Genomic DNA, 21,239 nt, shown 5'->3' on the forward strand with positions numbered 1-21,239 from the left:
TTTTATTTTCCTTAAAAATAATGACTAATGTTTTATTTGGAATTAACTTATGACAATTAAGTTATCGATAAGGTATGATTGTATATTATAAATCTCTATAGGCTGATATATATTTTTACATACGATAATTTAAAAACAATTAATTAAATGCAAACTATTTCATTATTTTAAAGTTTCGTTTAAATTCTATTTTAAATATATTTTTAAAATTGTTTTGACTTCATTAAAAGTATCTGATGGCATATTGTATTTATGCGCTAATTTAAATTAGTGGCGAGATTTAATTTTGAAAGTTGTATTAAATCCAGAGAAATAAGAGAAAATAATTTATATTGATATATTGCCTTCACTCTAATGACATTCTTTTGCCAGAAAATGGCATATCATGGATATGCCACCAGTTTAACGAATGAATTTAAAAATAAGTTGTGATCCCGGCACGAAACGTTCTTCCCGGTGAAGGGATATAACCGAGGCTAAGAGGCTGGATATAATATTTGTCGAATACATTATCCACACCAAACTCAAATTCGACATGCTTATTTATACGGGCAGTCAGAGAGATATCGGCTACAGTTGCAGGCCGCCAAATAATGGGCGCCAACAAAGGAGCGGAACCGCGTCCTGGTTTTCCTGCTGGCACAGATCTTTGTCCATAATGGGAAATTCTGGCGTTGGCAGATACCTTGTCATTTAAGAATCTCTGTGTCAGATCGAGTGATACCGCATATTTAGGCGGAATGTGATTAGTGGCATAATCCGAAGGGAGGCTACGTGCGATGCACCCGTCATTTTCCGTGCAGAATTTGACTTTTGTATAGTAATTCATCGATAAATGCGCATCAAAGTGATCACTATGGTAAACACTTGCCAATTCCAATCCGGCAAATTTTGCTTCTTTAATATTACTGATGTACATATTCCAGTAATCATCCATCCATGCTCGGCTAATATAGTCTTTTACCCGATTATCAAAGTAGGACATTTTAATATCGAAGCTATCATTTTGAGCAATGATATTCGGGAAGCGCGATGTCAGCCCGACTTCGATATTTTTTGAAATTTCAGGTTTTATATGATCGTCAACACTCATCATGTAGCCGCGAATACCTTCAACCATTGATGGAAAACGTGGGGCATAGGCATATTTGGCGTGCAGTGCTGTTTCATGATTAAGTTCAAGCTTAGTACCTACCCAATAGCCGTGAGCATGGTCTTGCTTATTGTTGACTTTCCCAGAGGTGAGCTGTGGTAACCAAGAGCTACCCGGACGAGCTGGACTGTAATCTTCGATCTGATAGGACTTATAATCCCACCCGCCCATTAGGGTCAGACGGTCGGCAAGCATATAATTCCCGCTCAGGAAAAAACGGCCTTCTTTACGCTCTCCTTCCCGATTAACGGCATATTCCCATTTACCTGCGCTGGGGCCTGTGCGTTCACGAATAAAGCTAGCGCCGTAGTTCAACTCAATATCTTGCATTGAGAGTTCAAATAATGAGGTGTTACTCAAATTCACCCCTACTGTGCGCATGAATTTTTTATCACCGAGGGTATTATTTGTGGTTCGAGGGCGATCATTAACCCGTGTTTGCCATATTCCGATATCCAAATTAATCCAGGGATTTGACTCAGGTTCCCATTTATAGTTGAGGCTGTGCCTGTTCATGTTGAGCCGTGTCAGTGGCCCCTGTTCCAAGATCATAAATGTTTGGCCTAGGTTTGCCATATCCGCGACATAGGATTCGCCGTAGAGATTTTGGTAATGGCTAATAATAGCGGAGATTTCATGACCATCGCCAAAACGAACTTTTCCTTTACCCAGTAATGACTGGCTATCTTCAGAAGTGTTAGGGACGGCATCCCCCATTGCGTACAGCGAATAACCGGCCATCTGCTCACTGAATTGTGGAATGCGACAATCTTGTGGATCACTCTCACACAAATAACCTGGCATGCCACGTTCCTTAGCGCCCGGTCCGTGTTTGCCAGAGTGGTAATTGCCCCGCTTGCGCTGAGAAGCGCCAAACAGCAATTCATAGGAGGGTTCGGCCATCGCGAAAACAATACTCCCGGTGCGATTCTTAGCGTCGAAAAGAGAGTTTTTTGAGGGGGAAGGCCAGTCATTGCGTTGATAATCGTCAGGATTGGAATGGTTGCTCAACAGACTCCCTTTCAGGCGTAGTCCTACCTTTTGTCCGTCAAGGAGGATATCACTGGCTTCAATGGTTTTTATCTCCACTGTTCCCCCAATAGCTCCCATACCGCCTTTTCCTGTCGGGCCTTTACTGATATCTACCCGGCCAATGAAATCGGGGTCAATAAAAGAACGGTTGGAGACACCTTGATAACCACGGTATAGCGCGGTTTGGTTAGATGCGCCGTCAACGGTAGTTAAGACTCGGCCTTGTCCTTGCAAGCCCCGGATATTCACATCCAGGCTGCCTGAACTGCGTGCTTCGCCGGATAATACGCCCGGTGTGATTTTGAAAATATCAACGGGGTGGATCACTCCGAATTTTTCAATATCTTTGCCCTTGATGGTGGTACTGTCGAACCGCAATGGTTCGTCACCTGAGTATCCGCGATTGCCTGCTACTGTAAGGGGATTTAGTACGACTACACCTTTGGTGGTCATCTTCTTTGTCATTTTTACCAGCGTATAACTGCCATCGGTACGTTGGGACAGTTGTAAATGACTGCCTGTGAGCAGTTGAACTAAACCCTGATGAGCAGTAAAACTGCCGTTTAATGAAGGTGCTGTTAGCCCGTTGGTTAAATTCGGATCGAAAGAGAGCGCGGTACCGGTTTGCGCCGCAAAGTGGGACAAAGAATTGCCTAATGAACCCGGTGGAATATGAACGGAATAGAGTGTATCTGCTGGTGTGGCGGCGTAAAGGGGGGATGTCGGCAGCAGTATTAATGATAATAACAGTGCGACTAAAGACTTTTTCTGCCAACGTGGTTGTGAATCTCGGCAGTTAGTATGATATGGCATAGTAATTTTTTGATATGGCATAGTAAGTTCTCCATAACTTTTTAAACTTCTTTTATTTCTATGCCGTATGAGATTGAAAAAAGTGTCAGTAAAAATGATTATTTTTATTAACTGGATGAATAGAGGGTAATCCAATAGCGGGTCAGGCTGTGCATTGAGAGCGGATAAGTTTGTAATAGCATATGCAGCGCCAGATCCGTATCCCGTATGGGAAAAGCACCAGAGACACGCAGATTAGCTATTGCGTCATCACAACGGATGATACCGGAACGATAGCGATTCAGTTCAGTAACCACCGTTGCCAGCGGCAAGTTATCAGCTACCATCATGCCCTGTAACCAGCTTAAAGACGCCGTTGAACGGGGATGTTGTGGGGCAACGGCGAATTGAGTGAAATGGGTTGCCTCTCCAGCATGCAGTATGTGCGGCAAACCGTTATCTGGCGTAATGCGAACCGCTCCTTCTATTATTTCCACCTGAGTATGTGAGGCTTGTTGGCGAACGCTGAATTTTGTGCCCAATGCCACAATAACGCCTTGCTTAGTTTGAACTTTAAATGGGCGAGCCGGATGGCGGCTATCTTTATGGGTTTCAATATAGATTTCCCCTAGCTTTAGACCAATAAGCCGTTGGGTATCGTCATAATGAACATCTGTTGAGCTTTGTGTATTTAAAGTCACTTGACTGTTATCCGGTAATAACCAGCGCTGAATTTGCCCGGTTGCAGTGTGATAATCGCCAGTGAGAAGCTGAAATTGATCAGATCGCCAGAAGAGTGATGATGCGCCAGCCGGTATTAACAACATGAGTGTAAGCTTTCTGATGGCTTCCCGACGGGAGAAGGTCTGTTTGTTGTTTAACAACGGTGAGGCGATATGTGGTGGTAGATGGTGTAACCGTGCTAACAGACATTGCGCCCGTTCCCAAGCTTGAGCATGTTCTGGACTTTGTGCGCACCAGGCAGCACAGGCATTTCGATCAGCTTCGCTGGCGTGGCTATCATGCAGAATGGTCAGCCATTCTGCGGCTTCGGCAAGTATCGTTTCAGAAGGTGTACTTGATGAAGAAGATTTATCAGTGAAAGTCAAACCAATCCCTCTTATGCCATTGCTATCAGGCATTGATAAAAGCCTTGTTTCATATAACGTTTTACTGTGGACAGCGAAATATTCATCTGATTTGCAATATCTTCATACTTCATTCCCTCTATCTGGGAAAGTAAAAAGACAGTTTGCACTGGCGTGGGGAGTTGATTCAGCATGATATCAATTTCCTGAAGTGTTTCGAGGATGATAAGTTTTTGCTCTGGTGCGGGAATAAGCGGTTCAGGCAGACTGACGAGTAAATCCAGATAAGATTGTTCAAGTGAGCGGCGGCGGTACCAGTTAACCATCAACCCTTTGGCAATGGTGACGATGTAGGCACGGGGTTCATTAAGTTGCTGTGGTAAAGGTGCACGAAGTAATTTAACAAAAGTATCTTGAGCCAGATCTGCGGCAGTTTCATCGCAGTTAAGACGATGCTTAAGCCAACGAAATAGCCAATCATGATTGTGGATGTACATGCACTGGATCTTCTGTTTAGTGTCTAAAACATTAACGGTCATTTTAATGCCATGCTATCAATGTAAATGAAAATCATTATCATTTTGGTATGTTACAGGTAATTGCTTTCCGTTACCAATGAATAATGGGTGCGAAGCGGCTGATCAAATGCATTTTTATTTACTATAAAGCAAATTAATGAGCTAATTTGTAGTTTTGTTCGTGATTGACAGGGGGAGATTATAAGAGCCTTAAACCGGGAACGAGAATTTAAATAATTTCTGGTTGAATTTAATATTAAAAATATTTTCACAAGGGGAAAGTTTTAATAATTTTAGGTTTAGGGTAAATTAATATGGTGTCGTGTTTATTGATGTGTGCCTAATATATCATGTAACTATCTTTTAATATTGATGTAATATAGGTGGTTGGAATAATAAATCTGACGTTCAAAAATAGCAAAATCCAGATATATGACTATAATAGAGGGTTGTATATATAAGAATTACAGTGGTTAATATATGAAAAGCTTAAATTAACGAGGGATAAGATGGAAGGTACTTTAATTATTTGTGTTGATTCGATTCTGAGATTTCGCTCAGATTACGATATGGCAATAGCTGTACCGATGTTATCAGTTCAGGAGCAGCTAGGGAAAAATGATCCGTTCTTTTTCCTGAAATATTTCAGAAATAAAGTCATCATAGAAAAAGGAGTGACAATATCAAATATATTTCTCGCGATAGAACCGTGGCAGGCTATGTTGAGCACTTGGTTGGAAATTGATATTGCCGCTTATATTGCAGAGATTAGAAAACCTTCGCAAGAAGAGCCGATATTTGATTGGATCAGTATTCAGAGAATCACATCGGTCCATCGGGTATATCAGCGAAAAGATATGAAAGATAATGAAAAACTGTCTGAATATTTTAATCGTGAACATACGCCAACAAAATATTTTAATATTGAATCGGTTTGTATGGCATCGGGTTATAGAAAAGGAGATAAAGAGCATTATAGTATTAGTGAATATATCCACGAAATTAAAAATATTCCAGTCATTGCCAGTGACAGACAAATATTGATTGGTTATGACGATAATAATACGGATATTTTTAATGATAAATGTTTTGGTATATATGATAATAGAAATATCAAATATATACAGGGAACAACCTCATTCGCGTTTTATGAATTGATGGAAGCTATTTTTAATGATGGCTTATTCTACAACTCGCCGCAAGCGGCTTGTCATAGCCTGGAGATGATAAAAGAGATGTTAGAAATTATAGATCGCGGAAATATGAGTGACGAAAATGATAATAAAGAGTATATTAATCAACAAGAAAATAATAGTGGAAATATTAATGGAGGTAATGATGGTAGAGAATTAAATGTTGAATTTTATGATGGTGCTTTTGATCCACTGATAGAGCATATAGAAACAGAGCGGGAATATTGGAATTATATAAAATTATTATGTCATTCGTATGGTCATTTGCCAGTAAGAATTGGCACGATTAATGAGGCTAAAGTTCCCGAATATCGCTTCTATGACAATATTATGGATGATGAAAGTTAGCTTTTGTAGATAAGCTATTTTTCATCATCAAGTTTTAAGGTGCCAATGGATATTATATTTCCGTGTCTGGGCTTATTTTATTAGCTAAATGATTTATTTTACTTTTTATTTTAATTTCTTGAATTTTTCAGATCTTTGACCAAGCGATATTGAATGATGGAATTTACGTTTTCGGATATGGAAGCAATGTTTTGGTGTTTTTCTTTTTCATATGTTTATTGGCGAAAATATTTCAACTATAATCAATCTGGGTGTATAGCGTTTTAACATCGTGTTTAATAGGAAGGTAATAATGCCGAAATTAATTTATTACGTCGCTGCGACAATAGATGGTTATATTGCTAATAAAAACAATGGGCTGGATTGGTTATATGAATTTGTGCTTGGGGATGATGCAACACCTTATGATGATTTTTATCAAGGTATTGGCGCTGTAATTATGGGGTCAAAAACATACGAATGGATAATGGCAAACTCACTGGATGATTGGCCATACAAAAATATTCCCGCTTTCGTTCTTTCTCATAGGGCGCTGTCAACGCCAGAAGGGTTGAATATCACCATAACCAATGAAACAGTAAGAACTATTGCCGCCAGGGCGAAGAAAGTGACTAATGGTAAAGATGTCTGGTTAGTCGGGGGAGGTAAAACCGCTGCGTATTTTGCTGAGGCTGGTGAATTACAGCAAATATTCTTAACCACGATTCCGGTATTTTTAGGCGCGGGCGTTGAGGTTCTTCCTGTGAGTGAAAAAGTACATGTTACGCCTAAGACTCAACGTTTTTTACGTAGCGGCGCTATTGAAAGCTTGCTGGATGTTGATGCAATCCTACCCCGTAAATAAGATTATTGCTGTCATGTTCGCTCAGAGGCGCATTTAATATCTTGTAAATGCGGCGATTGGCGCGTGTAATTGCTTCTCCACAAACCCGCTCAATAACAGTCAGTGCTGGCAAAATGATCCGTCGTTGGCGAAGTATCTCCAACGCATGTTCTGCGAGTAGCAGTCCTTTGTCGGTCTGTATCGCAAGCTCAGTGACTGTTTGTACCAAAATTCGAAACTCAGACATTCCAAACGTTGACAACCCGAGATAAGTACGCAGTTCCTGAAAATGTTCGCGCCGGGTTTCATCGCGTTTCCCATACTTTTTCTATGCGCTTGCATCACCTTGTATCTGTCTGGCGCTCCATTCGATGATCAACGCTGGCAACTGAGTGTCGGTTCCCAGCGCATACCTTGGATAGCGCAGTAGGGCAAGCTGAACAGCAAAACCCAGTCGGTTGGCCTGCCCGCGGCGTTGTTTAATCAGCGCCATATCAGATTCGTTAAAGGTGTAAAAACGGATCAAATCCTCCTGATTTTCCGGCATAGCAAGTCGGTTGGTACGCTCATTGATGGAAAGAACTGAGCGGCGCGGCATAGTCAGTTATCCATTTTCAGGTATTGATAGAGTGTTTCGCGGCTGATACAAAACTCACGCGCCAACTGCGTTTTCTTTTCACCGGCAGCAGCGCGACGCCGTAGTTCGGCCCGGCGATCTGGTTCTAGTACTTTCTTGCGCCCCCGGTAAGCCCCACGTTGCTTGGCAAGTGCAATACCTTCGCGTTGTCGTTCGCGGATCAACGCACGTTCGAATTCGGCGAACGCTCCCATGACAGACAGCATCAGGTTTGCCATCGGTGAATTTTCCCCCGTAAAACAGAGACGTTCTTTAACAAATTCGATGAATACGCCACGCCGCGTCAGCGTTTGTACGATACAACGCAAATCATCGAGGTTGCGAGCCAGTCTATCCATACTGTGTATCACAACGGTGTCGCCCTCACGGGCGAAACTGATGAGTGACTCTAATTGTGGGCGCTTCACGTCCTTTCCCGACGCCTTATCGGTAAAGGTTCGGTCAACTTGAATACCTTCAAGTTGTCGTTCTGGGTTTTGGTCAAATGTACTCACCCGGATATAGCCAATGCGTTGTCCTTTCATGCTGATTTACCTTACACCAACCAACATGTTTTCAATCAAACGGGTCATGGTTTCTTTTTGCGTTGGCGCTGATTCTGCAACAAGCAACGCTAACGCAGCGAGTCCAATGTCGTTTATAACAGGCTGTCCATCTCGCATCAGTGCGTTGTTATTGCTGAGGAAGTCAACAAACAGAAAAGCAGCGGTACGCTTGTTACCATCAGACAAAGGATGATTTTTGATGACGAAATACAGTAAATGTGCCGCTTTACGTTCAATGGTTGGATAAGCAGGTTCGCCGAATACAGTCTGGTCGAGGTTGCCGAGAATAGCTTCGAGTGCATCACCGCGTTCAAGACCAAAAAGCTCACTAGCCTCATTTCGTGATATAAGATCCGCTTTCAACCCAGTGATGGAACGTCTGACTTCGTTAATAGACGGCATAAGCCCGCCCGTTGTTCCCTTGGGCTCAATCAATGAACCTTCATCGTAGCGTTGCAATAGCAAGAAAGTTTGAATATAACGGCTAACAATTTCAACCAGACCTCTGCCGGTTTCGACAATGAGACTGGGAGATTGCGCAGTCTTCCTGACTAATGCCAACGCGGCTTCCAGTTCGGCTGCGTTACGCTCGAAACGGGTGCGATCCAGCGACCACCCTTGCATCAAGTGGTCGCGTAGAACACTGGTTGCCCATTGACGAAATAACGTACCCCGTTTCGAATTGACACGATAGCCGACAGAAATGATGGCATCAAGATTGTAATGTTTGATTTTTCGGGAAACGGATCGATGCCCCTCTTGTTGAACTACCGAGAAATCCTCGGTAGTTGCTATTTCCGCCAATTCACCATTGGCATAAATGTTTTTGAGGTGCAGGCTAATATTATCGGTCGATGTTTCTAAAATTTCCGCTAGTTGCCGTTGTGTGAGCCAAAGTGTATCGCCTTCCAGCCTTACCGAAACTTTATCTCCATTGCTTGGTTGATAAATGACAAGTTCGCCCATTTCATTGCCTTTTGTGTTCTGACGTGTCAGGAAAGACTCTATGATCCTCTTCAATCGATGTCAATTAATGCATAATTGGGTTTATTCTGACATGTTTTACTTGACGGAACTGACATCAGGATAGGGTATGGTTCAAACTGACACTCATGGTTTAGCTGTTACACTTAGCGTATTATTTTTTCCGAATTCTGTAGTTGCCCGTCCTTGGCTCCAATGCAACAACAACTCGTCCAGACTACCATAACGACGGAAAAATCTGGGGTTCCGGCTTACAACCCCATGTTCATCTATCCTGTTTTCAGCTAAACAGGTTCAACGCTACAGCCATATGTATTGCTCACATTAATCGCGCCATATTGATGGCGTAAAAGTGGCGCGATTATCTGAATTGCGCCATAATCGCGCCAGTATTCTGACTGGAATCTGTTGGTGCGTTATGAGTTCAATGACTGATATTTATGAAACCTTGTGTGTTGCATCACAACCTGTGTCTGTTTCGGATTTATTGGCGGAGTATCCCTCTGTTCCTAGAAGGACTGTTCAACGTTGGTTGAGGCGACTTGTTGAAGATAAGAAAGTACAGATATTGGGTGAAGGTCGAAGTCGCCGCTATGTTATTGCTACGGAGGAAACATCAGATTCGGTAGCGGATAGATCGGATAATTTCCCAAGCTATATTCCACTGTCTGAGGATAGTAAGGATATTCTTCGTTATATTGATCAACCCATCAAAGCGAGGACGCCTGTCGGTTATCAGCGAGAGTTTCTGGAATCATATGAGCCGAATGTCACTTATTATCTGTCGGTTCCAATTCGTAATCAGCTTTGGAGAATTGGAGATACGAAACAAATCTCACAGCCAGCGGGAACCTATGGTAGAGCTATCTTGGATCGTTTGCTCATTGATTTATCGTGGGCTTCAAGTTATTTGGAAGGAAACACTTACAGTCGATTGGATACGGTGAAGTTGATTGAATATGGAAAAATTGCGGTAGGAAAAAACGCTATTGAAACTCAAATGATCCTAAATCATAAAGCCGCTATTGAATTACTTGTCGATGGTATTGAGGAACTCGATTTTAATCGATATACCGTTCTCAATTTACACAGTGCATTATCTGAAAATTTATTATCTAATCCTGTCTATGAAGGACGTATCCGTCAACATCAAGTTGAAATAGGAAAAAGTGTTTTCAGACCGTTATTTGGTGAGGCCCATATCAGTGAAATTTTGGATTCGTTGCTCGGGAAGGCACGAGCTATATCAGATCCGTTTGAGCAATCCTTTTTTATGATGGTCCACTTGCCGTATTTACAACCTTTTGCCGATGTAAATAAGAGAACTTCCCGTCTGGCGGCTAATTTGCCGTTGATTCGTTCAAATCTATGCCCGTTAACTTTTGTTGATGTACCGGAAGAGGCATATGGCCGTGCAATGCTTGGTATTTATGAAATGACTCGAGTTGAATTACTACGGGATCTTTATCTATGGGCTTATGAACGCTCTGCCCAAGAATATTTGGCTGTCACGCAGGGAATCACCACACCAGATCCGTTAAGATTACAATATCGAAATGTGATTAAGCAGATCGTTTATCAGGTAGTTGCCAAACCTGAGATGGATTCAATTGACGTTATAGATAAATTAATTTCCGATGAATTAAGTCAATCTGAGCATGACACATTAAAGGCATTGGTTATTGAAGAACTACGGCGATTGCATGAAGGTGTGTTGGCAAGATATGGCCTCCGACCTTCGCAATTTGAAAAATGGAAAGGAAAACACCGATAGTCTTTGTATTCACGCTATTGAATAGCTGAATGACCATAAAAAATTTCCGGGTTAATTACTCGGTTATCTTAGATAAACTATTAATTAGCTCTTTCGTTACGTTACCACATTAGGATTTAAATTTATGCGGTTAGGACTAAAAAGCGATTTACGAAATAATAGTAATTGACATCGCTAAACACCCGTCAGTATTTTCATCTTACCTTGGCCTGACATCATATACGCAGGGTTATCAGTGTAAATGAACCTTTGGTAAAACAGGTACAGACCTTACATATAATTATCTTTATTTATCAAATGGATAAATGTAGGTTGGCTACCCGGATAAACAGCTCCTTGCACTACGATGTCGCTTCAATTCTGGCTTATGCTCAGAGGTAGGCCAAAAATTCGTCTGTTTAGGTAATGAGTTTTTATACAGAATTATCCTAAAAAAACAGAAACTAGTATTTTTCTGATCTAAATTTTCGCATTATGTTCTAAAAATAGGTAAAACAGATGTTTAAGTAAGGATTTTAGATGGAAATGCCGATTTATTTTCAATACTGGGGTAAGGCGAAGCGAGTTTTAGAGGTTGATAGTGCGGATTATCATCTGCTTCCTTACCATTGCTTGGATGTTGCTGCGGTGGGAATGCAGTTACTCTCTTTAGAAAGATCGTTAACTAGAGATCTTGCTAATTTTTTAGCGTTATCTACGCAGCAGCTACAAAGCATGCTCTCTTTTATATTGGCTTTGCACGATATTGGTAAATTCGCATCTGCTTTTCAAAAATTACTTCCCGGTCTGGCAGTGGGTCTGCATCGACCAGATTGCCCTAAAGAGTCTGGTGGCCGTTATTTTTGCCATGATCGTATGGGGTTATATTTCTGGGAAAATATCAAAACGGAATTACTTAATAGACTGGTTAATATTGAAAGTGTCGAGCGAAGAGAACAGCGAGAGATGTTTGATACCCTAATGGTATTGATGGATTGTGTATTAGGGCATCACGGTCGGCCAATTGATAAAACAAACTATAAAGCGATTAAACGTTTTACTGAACCTCATAACCTTAATGCCGCCACACTTTTTGCACATCATTTGGTTGAATTATTTCAACCTGAGTTTCCCATTGAAAAATTACAATCCAAAGAGTGGCGACGGCGACTGGAACAAGTGAGTTGGCAGTTTGCGGGTATTGCAATATTGGCGGATTGGATTGGTTCTGATAATCATTATTTTACCTATCAATCTGAGCCTATGCCATTAGCTGATTATTGGAAACATGCTCAAGCAATGGCAAAAAAGGCGGTTATGGCGGCCAATTTAGGTAAGGAGCCGGTAGTTAAGCCGTTTATTTCCATTCAGGAATGTTACGGTTTTGCCGCAACACCATTGCAACAGTGGGCCGAATCAATATCTGTAGATCATTCTCCTCAACTGTTTATTTTGGAAGATGTTACCGGGGCAGGGAAAACAGAAGCGGCGCTTGCGCTTACACATCGTTTGATGCAGGCAAAAGCCGCTGATGGTTTTTATTTTGGTTTGCCTACAATGGCATCTTCTAATGCAATATTTAGCCGAATTGCTAAACATTACCAGCAAATGCTATCGATAGAGGATGATAGTAAATCAAATATCGTTTTAGCTCATGGTATGCGGGAGATGAATAATCAATTTCGTGAACCCGTTTTGGCGTTAGGTCACCCGGATAGAAACTATGGTAAAACAGATATTCCCTCTTCAGCGCAGTGTAATCAATGGTTAGCGGACCCACGTAAGCAGGCGCTGTTGGCGCCTGTTGGAATCGGAGCGATTGATCAGGCTTTATTGGCTGTATTGCCAAGGCGTTATCAATCACTGAGATTATTTGGGCTTAATCGTAAAGTACTCATCGTTGATGAAGTCCATGCCGCTGATGAATTTATGTTTAATTTGCTGGAAAATTTATTAGCGCTGCATCTTTATCAGGGCGGTTCAGCCATTTTGTTGACAGCAACATTGACCTTTAAACAGCGTCAACGTTTAACGGATATTTGGCTGAATGCTGGTGGACTAAGTTCTCAATTATTGCAAAAAACGGATTTTCCTTTAGCGACAAAAATAAGTTTAGACGCCGTACTGCCCGTTATTGAACAACCGTTATCGAGCCGAAAAGATGTTAGCCGGGAAGTGAAAGTTGATTTCTTAAATAGCTTTAGTAGTTGTGTTGAAAAGGTATTGGCCGCCATTGTACAAGGGCAGTGTGTCGTTTGGATAAGAAATACTGTTGATGATGCTATTGAAGCTTATCAGACACTGAGAAGTTTGCTTACTGAACCTGAGCGTTGTCTGTTATTTCATAGCCAATTTATCTTGCAGCATCGAAAAGAGATTGAAAATCATGTACTGACTATTTTTGGTAAAAATAGTCAGGGTGAAATGCGGCGAGGCAAAGCATTAATCACTACACAAATATTTCAGGAGAGTTTAGATACTGATGCCGATGTCATGATTTCAGATATTTGCCCTATTGATGATCTTATTCAGCGAGCTGGGCGTTTGCATCGCCACACCCGCGATAGCGATGGTATCTATCGATGGGGTATTAAAGATTCACGCCCTGCGCCAATATTGTTTGTTCACGCGCCTGAATGGCGGGAGCAGCCTGGATCAGATTGGTTAAGCTATAATTTTCGTAACACGCAACGTGTTTATCGCTCGCCAGCCCGTCTGTGGTTAAGCATGCGCGTGTTGAGAAAATTAGGCGCTATACGTATGCCCGCGGAAACTCGCCAATTAATTGAAGCGGTTTATGGTCATGCCTATGAGCAAGCGCCGGAAGTGTTAAAACACCAAGAGAATGAATTTATTGACGAGGAGCGAAGTCAGACAGCTAAAGCTAAATCTTTTTGGTTACAGTGGCAATTATATGGTTATTGTGATCGCAGTGCTGATCGTTGGTATGAAGATGATTCCGATATTAATGCTCGCTACAGTGATATTGAAACTGTTGAGGTGTTATTACTGAAAAAAAATGATTCAGGACAACTGGTGCCTTGGGTAAATTCCGGCGAATTTTCAGTGTCGCTGAGTACGATTAAATTATCCAGAAATAAGTATGCAAATAAATTAGCGCCAATTCCAACAGCGTTAATACCCGCTCTCAATGCCTTGCAACAGAGATATTACCAAATTAGATATTTGCGACCTTGGTTGCCGGAACAAGATCCGAATTTTACCTATTCTTCAACAATAGGCTTTTGTGAAAGATAAAAGCAGGAGGTGTTATGAACTTAGTTCAGGACCCGTGGTTGCCCTTTCGATTACGTGATGGTAGTGAAAAAGTTCTGCCTATTAATGTGATATGTGATCATGATGTTATGGACTTTGCTTTACCGCGAGCTGATTTTCAAGGAGCAGCTTGCCAATTTGCCATTGGTTTATTACAAACCGTTTTTGCGCCGGAAGATAAATATCAATGGCATGCTCTATATGAAACATCACCTGATAAAAAGGTATTACAGCAAGCTTTTAATAAAGTGATACATGCCTTCAATGTTACCGGTATAGGGCCGCTTTTTATGCAGGATTTTGATCCGCTGCGAACAGCAAAATCAACGACTGTAGCTGGATTATTAATTGAAGCGCCGGGAGCGAATGGTTTAAAACTTAATACGGATCATTTTGTTAAACGTGGCGTCGGAGATGTGATGTCTCTTGAAATGGCGGCTTTGGCGCTGTTTACCTTACAAATTAATGCGCCGTCAGGAGGAGTGGGGCACCGAGTAGGATTACGAGGCGGAGGACCATTAACCACGTTAATGGCGCCGCAACAAACTGATGCAACATTATGGCAAAAACTGTGGTTAAACGTTATTAGTCGCAGTGAATGGCATTATTCAGAACCTGATTTAACCAGTGCTCAAGTTTTTCCCTGGTTAGCGCCAACAAAAGTGAGTGTTAATGAAGGGACAGAAATTTATGCTAAGGATGTGCATCCTTTACATATGTATTGGGCGATGCCGAGACGGATACGTCTGGTGGTGGAGAAGGGTGAAAATATTTGCAAAATTTCAGGTCAATATTCCGCATTCACCGTCTCTGAATATCGGACACAAAACTATGGCTGTAATTATTCCGGTAATTGGACCCATCCGTTAACGCCCTATAAATGGGATCTTAAAGAACCAACCCAACATTTATCTATTAAAGGCCAACCTGGAGGAGTGACGTATAAAATTTGGGATGCTTTAGTCTTTACCAGCCATGAGAGAGGGCATCGTTGCGCGCCGGTCGTCAGCCATTTTTACTCTTTATGTTGTCATTTTGCTGAACTGCGAAGAGTCATGCCTCGTCTGTGGGTCTTTGGCTACGATATGGATAATATGAAAGCACGCTGTTGGTATTCCGTCACTGTGCCGTTGTTTTTTTTCTTACCTGAACAACAGGAAAAGATTCTATATCAAGTCAAAGAGCTGCAAAAATTGGCGACTAATATGATTTGGCTATGCCGGAATCAAATAAAAGCGGCTTGGTTTGAAAAGCCCGCGGATGTGAGAGGAGACATTTCCTTTATTGACCTGAATTTTTGGCAACAAAGTGAATCTCTGTTTTTTTCTGTGGTGTATCAACTTATCAATAATAGACGTTCGGATTCACCTTTTTTGACACCAGAGCAGGCTAAACATTGGCTTAATACCTTGCGTCATCTCTGTAGAGATTTATTCGATGAGTATGTTGTTTTATCTGAATTGGGTAATGAACGTTCAATGGTAAAACGTATGAGAGCGCGTCAACAGTTAATTATCGGGCTATATGGACAAAGAGCTTTAAAAGAGATCAACACATTTATTACTAATCACCATATTCACTCTGGTAAAGAGGAAATGTAATGGACAATAAGATCGAAATCATATTATTGCATTGGTGGCAAAGTATGTTTTTGTCACCAAAACAGTTAAAAGAGAAAGGTATTATTCCAGCGCCTTCTACTTATAAAGCCCAGTTAAAGCGCTGTGAAAACGTTGAAATGGCCATGTTGACTGAGGGATTTCGGGATTTGTGGTTCAGCTTGCCTGATGAAATTAGCTTATCAGAGAATCCGGTAAAATTAGAATATTGGGCGACAATGGCGGCGGCATTAGTTTATGTTAAAAGCAACAGTGGTATTACATTGGCGGTAGCGGCGGGTAAGAAAGGAGGAGGAAATAAACCGGTTGTCAGTGAATTAAGGTTCTCACAATTACAAAATGCTAAAACACCGAACGAATTACTACGTCGATTACGTCAAGTTTTACAGAAGGTCAAAGGCAATATTTCTGTTTTGGCTCTGGCGCGGGATATTGAGGATTGGTTCGCTGAATATGGTCAATTACAGCCATGTAAGGCGGATAAGCGTATTAAGGTGAAGTGGGTTATGGATTATTACCGTGCAGCTAGTGGTAAATCGGTTGATTTATCGGATTTTCATTAATTGAGTTTAGGATGATTATTATGAGTCAGTTTATTCAATTACACTTATTAACTTCCTACGCGCCATCTAATCTTAATCGTGATGATTTAGGCCGGCCTAAAACAGCGAGAATGGGCGGTTTTGAACGTTTACGCGTGAGTTCTCAAAGTTTAAAACGCCACTGGCGTACTTCTGAGTTATTTGAACAGGTGCTATCAGAGAATATTGGTATTCGCACCAAGCGATTTGGTATTAAGGTATTTGACGCTTTGGTCAGTGCTGGAGTGAAAGAAAAATCTGCTAAGGCATTGGCTGCGACGATTGCCGGTGTTTTTGGAAAAACGAAAAAAGATGCTTTAGAAATTGAGCAATTGGCCCATATCAGCCCGGCAGAACAACGATCTGTCATGTCGTTGATTGAGGTGTTGGCGGAAGAAAATCGGGCGCCGACAGCCGAAGAGCTTCATTTATTAAAAACTAAGCAAACCGCGGTGGATATTGCTTTGTTTGGTCGGATGTTAGCTTCAAGTCCTGCGTTTAACGTCGAGGCCGCCTGTCAGGTCGCTCATGCTATTAGTGTGCATAGTGTGGTGATTGAAGATGATTATTTTACGGCGGTGGATGATTTAAATGATGGTAAGGAAGATACCGGGTCAGCCCATATCGGGGAATTGGGTTTTGCCGCCGCGCTGTTTTACAGTTATATCTGCATTAATAAAACGCAATTAATAAAAAATTTGGATGGCGATGAAACCTTGGCTAATAAAGCGATTAAAGCGTTAACAGAAGCCGCTGTGAAAGTATCGCCTACGGGTAAACAAAATAGTTTTGCTTCTCGTGCTTATGCCAGTTTTGCTCTCGCTGAGAAAGGCGGACAACAACCTCGTTCTTTATCCGTTGCATTTTTAAAACCTATTAATGACAGCGACCAGGGGCTATCGGCAATTAATGCATTAGAAAGCCAAATGCACAATATTGATCAGGTTTACGGTACTTGTGCCGATGCCCGCTATAAATTCAACACATTCACAGGGGAAGGAACTTTAACCGAGCTGCTTGAATTTGTTGTGCGGTAATGGGGGTAGAATGAAAGCATATTTAGTCTTCCGATTATATGGCCCGATGGCAAGTTGGGGCCAACCTGCGGTTGGGGGGGAGCGGCCAACGGAATTGTATCCGGGTCGCTCCGCGATTTTGGGGTTATTAGGAGCGGCATTAGGTATTCGACGAGATGATGAGTCTGAATTAGCAAAATTACAAAAAAGTGTGTTGATTGCAATTAAGCAGACCGTTCCTGGCTCTTTAATGCGTGATTATCATACGACGCAAGTGCCGACGCACAATAGTAATGTGGTTCATCAGAACCGTAAAAGTGAATTAAGATCAGATAGACTGAATACCATTCTGTCTAATCGCGATTATCGTTGTGATGGTATTTGGATTGTTGCGATTACATTAACTGAACACACTGGTTTTACGCTTGAACAATTACGGGATGCTTTACTTAAACCCGTATTTATTTTGCACCTTGGGCGTAAATCTTGCCCGCTTGCTTTACCTCTCTGCCCTAAACTCATTACGTCATCAACATTAAAAACAGCGTTGGATATCCCTTTTCCACCGCTGATGCATTCGGATAGAGAGGATAAATTATGGTTAGGGGCAAATGGGATTGTGACTTATTTTTGGGAGGGAAATAAAGATGAAATGAGTTTTTCAAATATCTTGATCAGCCATCCTTGGGATGAGCCGATTAACCGGGAGCGTTGGCAATTCCGGCAACGTACTATGTATCAACTTTCTATCGAGGAGAGTGTTGATGTATTTGTCTAAAGTTGTGCTTCGGCAATCGAGTCAAACAGCAAATATATTAGCAAAAATGGGTGCGAATGGCGTTTATACTTCTCATCAATTGTTATGGAAATTGTTTTCAACAGACGAAAAACGTCAATTTCTATTTCGGGAAGAGAGCGGAATAATGGGATTACCCGTATTCTATGTTTTATCTAAAACATCACCTCAAACTCAGTCACCATTGTTTGAGGTGGAAACGAAAGCGTTTTATCCTCAATTACAGGAGGGGCAACGTTTAGCGTTCAAATTACGCGTTAATCCAACAATCTGTATTACTGATCCGTCTGGAAAACGTCGGCGTCATGATGTCTTGATGCATGCTAAGTTTCTGGCAAGGCAGCAAGGTGAAATGGATCAGGGGAAAATAAAGGTCATGATGGATGATGCCGCCCGTAATTGGTTGCTGAATAGTCGTCGTATGCAGCAGTGGGGTATTCAGTTTGACAATTTATTGGATGTTGAAGGTTATACCCAGCATCGAAGTGTAAAAAAGCATGGGCAGAAAATACAATTTTCCAGTATTGATTTCCAAGGACTTCTGACAGTGACCAACGGTGAGCTATATTTGGAACAGTATGCAAAAGGCTTTGGTCGTGCTAAAGCGATGGGATGCGGATTGATGTTAATCAGATCAGTGTAATGGAAATTTATTTTTGTCATAGCTCGTCATGCAATATTCTTTGTTGTATCGGGATATTGATGTTAAAGGCGGCACATTCGCGGTTATTAAGTGTTTGTGTTACATTTCAAAAGCATGGTAAAAAGTGATATTGCTAATTAATATCATTCTGTAGAGTAGGGGGTAGTCGCTACTCTCGGAAATATGGATAAAATAATTACCGTGTTCCTCACGTCTGTGGGGATGAACCTGAATTTTGGTATACATTTGGACCAGGCAGAACATGTTCCCTGTGTTTAATGGGATAAACAGTTATAATCAATGATAGGATATCGTGTAGTGGACGTTCCTGACCGTTACCGGGGTGAACCAAACTCGATATATCTCGTCAACGAGAGAATTTAAATGTTCCCTGCATTTGTGGGGATAAACCACGGCATGAGTGATGCTTTACTATGTTCGCTAAATGTTCCCTGTATAGACAGGGATGAACCTAGCAGCGCCCCAAATAGCTGTAGATCTAAAAATGTGTTCCCTGTATTGTCTAACGGGGATTAACCGTGTGAAAATGACGTTGATAACTGGCTTTCCTGATGCTCCTTGCCTCTATGGGGGGATAAACCGGACAGTAACAGTGATATGGTCGGTAGTAAGCGGTGTTCCTTGTATCTACGGGGGTGAACCGACTTGATACTGTTATGTTCGGGGTTTGGAAGCGTGTTCCCTGTGATTGACGGGGATAAACCGAACAGCTAGCGTATTTAGCTGGCAGAGATAGATTTGTTCCCCGTTTCTACGGGGATAAACCGCTAAATACAGAACTGTCGCCATTTGTTACAATTTGATCCCCGTAATCTACGGGGATCAACCGTCATCCGGAAAGGTAATTGACATAGAAGGTCAGAGTTCCCTGAATTTATGGGGATAAACCGGATTCAGGTTTGATGATGATAGTTGAAGTAAAAATGCTCCCCGTTTTTACGGGGACATAATGATGGTGTTGTTGATTATATTATTGATTATATGATTGATTGTATTGTTGTTTCTCTCTCAACTTTCAATAAACCTTTGGGAAGGGGCGTCGTCAGTCAGTGTTTGTAAAAAATCTACGTAGGTAAGTTTGCTAATATTATCCCCGTTTGCTAAACGATATTTTAACCAATTGATAATTTGCTCCACTAACTGTCCCTCTGGCTTATCCAGCTTATCAGCCAATTCTCCGTGGTTTTCCCAGCAATTATAACTGATCGCAGATGCCATCCCTTGCAGGGCGTAATCGGAATGGTGCCAGGCATGCGATAAATGATCGCCCAGAATAAAGGGCGATTCACTGCCGCCTTGACCACAATTTTCAGGCCGATAATAAATCTGCGGTTCTGGCATATCGATCATCAGCTCACTCACCGGTGTCAAAAATGCTGACCAATCGCTGACGATCATTGCCGGTAATAACAGACCGAGGATACGTGGGTCCATACTGCGCAAAATCACTTGCCTCTCCCGCAATATCACCTGCTGGCGTGAACGCCAATGATTAAGCTGCTGTATCCATGACTCGTCGCTGCGATAAGCCCATCCCCAACTGTTATCGCTCAGAGTTTGGCTATCAAGCAGATGACCGATTACTGACAGGCAACCTGACTTGGGCTGAACCAGCCAGGGACTTTGCGCCAGCATGTGATCCATCGGTGTATTGCTGTATAGCGGAAAAGCCTGCTCTACCCAGTCGTTGCGATAAAAGAGCGCCACCGGGTTAGGTTCCGCCAGTGAATTCAGCATAAAGAAAACCGATGGTTTATTAGGGGTACTCAGCCACTGTTGCCAATTTATTGACTTGTTCATTTATCCTCCAAATTATCAATAATCCAATTTGTTTCCTGTTGAGCCAGCACGGCACAAAGCGGTTTGGCAGGGAGTTTAACCTCCGGCAGAGGCGCAACTCCTTCCGGCAGTTGCAGAGACAATCCACGGCCCGCACCGGCTGAACCTTGCCCGACCAGCAAATTGGGGGAAGTCAGAATACCGCCGGGGGTTAACCGGATAAAATGGCCGCTGACTTTTAAGGTAATTTCTGACGCAGCCTCCAACACCATCTTACCGCCGCTTTTCAGGTGCGTTTCCTGACCACTTTCAGCCACCAATGCCTCCCCGGTCTGTAAATGCTGACTGCCTGAGATACGGTGTGAAACATCGCCATCGGTGCTGTACTTCCCCGATCCCCTGACATGCTGATGATCATCCACTGAAATTTCGCTATAGCGGTTATTATCGATGCGCTGTTTATGGTCATGTTTAATATGCCAGTAAGCGTCGTGCTGAATATGGGCGGTCAGATTTTTCTGCCCGCGCAGGTAAATCTCCTCCCGGTCTTTCTCATCTTCAAAGCGCAATTCATTAAAACCTTCCCCTTTGTGGGTTTGGGTTTTAAATGTCGTGCGGGTCTTTTCCGCGGGTAAATTTAAC

Annotated in this window: 16 protein-coding genes and 1 pseudogene; 9 read left to right on the top strand and 8 right to left on the bottom strand. The window is 42.1% G+C overall.

Translation table 11 applies throughout. From position 1 onward, the window contains the following. Positions 1 to 415 precede the first annotated feature (415 nt). The 3 genes from EAE92_RS14975 to EAE92_RS14985 form a co-directional block, all read right to left on the bottom strand. Positions 416 to 3,019: a TonB-dependent receptor gene (locus EAE92_RS14975; protein ID WP_214068627.1), complete on the bottom strand. Its 2,604-nt coding sequence runs from the start codon at positions 3,017 to 3,019 to the stop codon at positions 416 to 418. A gap of 86 nt (positions 3,020 to 3,105) precedes the next feature. Further along, positions 3,106 to 4,119: a FecR domain-containing protein gene (locus tag EAE92_RS14980; protein WP_214068628.1), complete on the bottom strand. Its 1,014-nt coding sequence runs from the start codon at positions 4,117 to 4,119 to the stop codon at positions 3,106 to 3,108. Further along, a complete protein-coding gene (locus EAE92_RS14985; RefSeq protein WP_246545227.1) occupies positions 4,098 to 4,604 on the bottom strand; it encodes a sigma-70 family RNA polymerase sigma factor in 507 nt (168 codons plus the stop codon). The genes EAE92_RS14980 and EAE92_RS14985 overlap by 22 nt, the downstream gene beginning before the upstream one ends. Before the next feature lie 488 nt (positions 4,605 to 5,092). On the opposite strand from EAE92_RS14985, the gene EAE92_RS14990 reads away from it, so the two are divergent. Next, the gene (locus tag EAE92_RS14990) at positions 5,093 to 6,124 is read left to right on the top strand and encodes a hypothetical protein (protein WP_214068629.1); all 1,032 of its coding nucleotides are present in this window, start codon (positions 5,093 to 5,095) and stop codon (positions 6,122 to 6,124) included. A 292-nt stretch (positions 6,125 to 6,416) separates the two neighbouring features. Then, positions 6,417 to 6,968: a dihydrofolate reductase family protein gene (locus EAE92_RS14995; protein ID WP_214068630.1), complete on the top strand. Its 552-nt coding sequence runs from the start codon at positions 6,417 to 6,419 to the stop codon at positions 6,966 to 6,968. A 16-nt stretch (positions 6,969 to 6,984) separates the two neighbouring features. On the opposite strand, the pseudogene EAE92_RS24675 reads toward EAE92_RS14995, so the two are convergent. From EAE92_RS24675 to EAE92_RS15015, 3 genes and pseudogenes are all read right to left on the bottom strand, one after another. Next, positions 6,985 to 7,545, bottom strand: a pseudogene (locus EAE92_RS24675) (DUF4158 domain-containing protein); the annotation flags it as partial. Between the two features lie 2 nt (positions 7,546 to 7,547). Beyond that, positions 7,548 to 8,108: a recombinase family protein gene (locus EAE92_RS15010; RefSeq protein WP_214068632.1), complete on the bottom strand. Its 561-nt coding sequence runs from the start codon at positions 8,106 to 8,108 to the stop codon at positions 7,548 to 7,550. A 6-nt stretch (positions 8,109 to 8,114) separates the two neighbouring features. After that, entirely contained in the window at positions 8,115 to 9,095 is a 981-nt protein-coding gene (locus EAE92_RS15015; protein WP_214068633.1) for a virulence RhuM family protein/type II toxin-antitoxin system death-on-curing family toxin, read from the bottom strand. 370 nt (positions 9,096 to 9,465) lie between these two features. On the opposite strand from EAE92_RS15015, the gene EAE92_RS15020 reads away from it, so the two are divergent. The 7 genes from EAE92_RS15020 (at position 9,466) to cas6e (ending at position 18,797) form a co-directional block, all read left to right on the top strand. Beyond that, positions 9,466 to 10,887, top strand: coding sequence for a Fic family protein (locus EAE92_RS15020; protein WP_339959387.1), 1,422 nt, complete (start codon positions 9,466 to 9,468; stop codon positions 10,885 to 10,887). Positions 10,888 to 11,406: 519 nt separating this feature from the next. Then, positions 11,407 to 14,124 carry a CRISPR-associated helicase Cas3' gene (gene cas3, locus EAE92_RS15025; RefSeq protein ID WP_214068634.1) on the top strand — a complete coding sequence of 906 codons (2,718 nt, stop codon included), beginning with the start codon at positions 11,407 to 11,409 and terminating at the stop codon, positions 14,122 to 14,124. 14 nt (positions 14,125 to 14,138) lie between these two features. Further along, on the top strand, positions 14,139 to 15,743 hold the full coding sequence (casA, locus tag EAE92_RS15030) for a type I-E CRISPR-associated protein Cse1/CasA (protein ID WP_214068635.1): 1,605 nt from the start codon (positions 14,139 to 14,141) through the stop codon (positions 15,741 to 15,743). Beyond that, positions 15,743 to 16,324, top strand: coding sequence for a type I-E CRISPR-associated protein Cse2/CasB (gene casB, locus EAE92_RS15035; protein ID WP_214068636.1), 582 nt, complete (start codon positions 15,743 to 15,745; stop codon positions 16,322 to 16,324). Before casA ends, casB begins: the two co-directional genes overlap by 1 nt. Before the next feature lie 20 nt (positions 16,325 to 16,344). Beyond that, positions 16,345 to 17,379: a type I-E CRISPR-associated protein Cas7/Cse4/CasC gene (gene cas7e, locus EAE92_RS15040; protein ID WP_214068637.1), complete on the top strand. Its 1,035-nt coding sequence runs from the start codon at positions 16,345 to 16,347 to the stop codon at positions 17,377 to 17,379. Between the two features lie 10 nt (positions 17,380 to 17,389). Beyond that, positions 17,390 to 18,136, top strand: a complete 747-nt coding sequence (cas5e, locus tag EAE92_RS15045; protein ID WP_214068638.1) for a type I-E CRISPR-associated protein Cas5/CasD — start codon at positions 17,390 to 17,392, stop codon at positions 18,134 to 18,136. Then, positions 18,123 to 18,797 carry a type I-E CRISPR-associated protein Cas6/Cse3/CasE gene (gene cas6e / locus EAE92_RS15050; protein ID WP_214068639.1) on the top strand — a complete coding sequence of 225 codons (675 nt, stop codon included), beginning with the start codon at positions 18,123 to 18,125 and terminating at the stop codon, positions 18,795 to 18,797. Before cas5e ends, cas6e begins: the two co-directional genes overlap by 14 nt. A gap of 1,029 nt (positions 18,798 to 19,826) precedes the next feature. Here the strand turns inward: cas6e and EAE92_RS15055 are convergent. Both EAE92_RS15055 and EAE92_RS15060 read right to left on the bottom strand, forming a co-directional pair. Further along, on the bottom strand, positions 19,827 to 20,618 hold the full coding sequence (locus EAE92_RS15055) for a DUF4123 domain-containing protein (protein ID WP_214068640.1): 792 nt from the start codon (positions 20,616 to 20,618) through the stop codon (positions 19,827 to 19,829). Continuing rightward, positions 20,615 to 21,239, bottom strand: a 625-nt coding sequence (locus EAE92_RS15060; RefSeq protein ID WP_422616060.1) for a bacteriophage T4 gp5 trimerization domain-containing protein, incomplete at its 5' end; no start/stop codon positions are given. The genes EAE92_RS15060 and EAE92_RS15055, both read right to left, overlap by 4 nt.

It is taken from the genome of Photorhabdus hainanensis (assembly GCF_018448965.1).
GTDB lineage: Bacteria > Pseudomonadota > Gammaproteobacteria > Enterobacterales > Enterobacteriaceae > Photorhabdus > Photorhabdus akhurstii.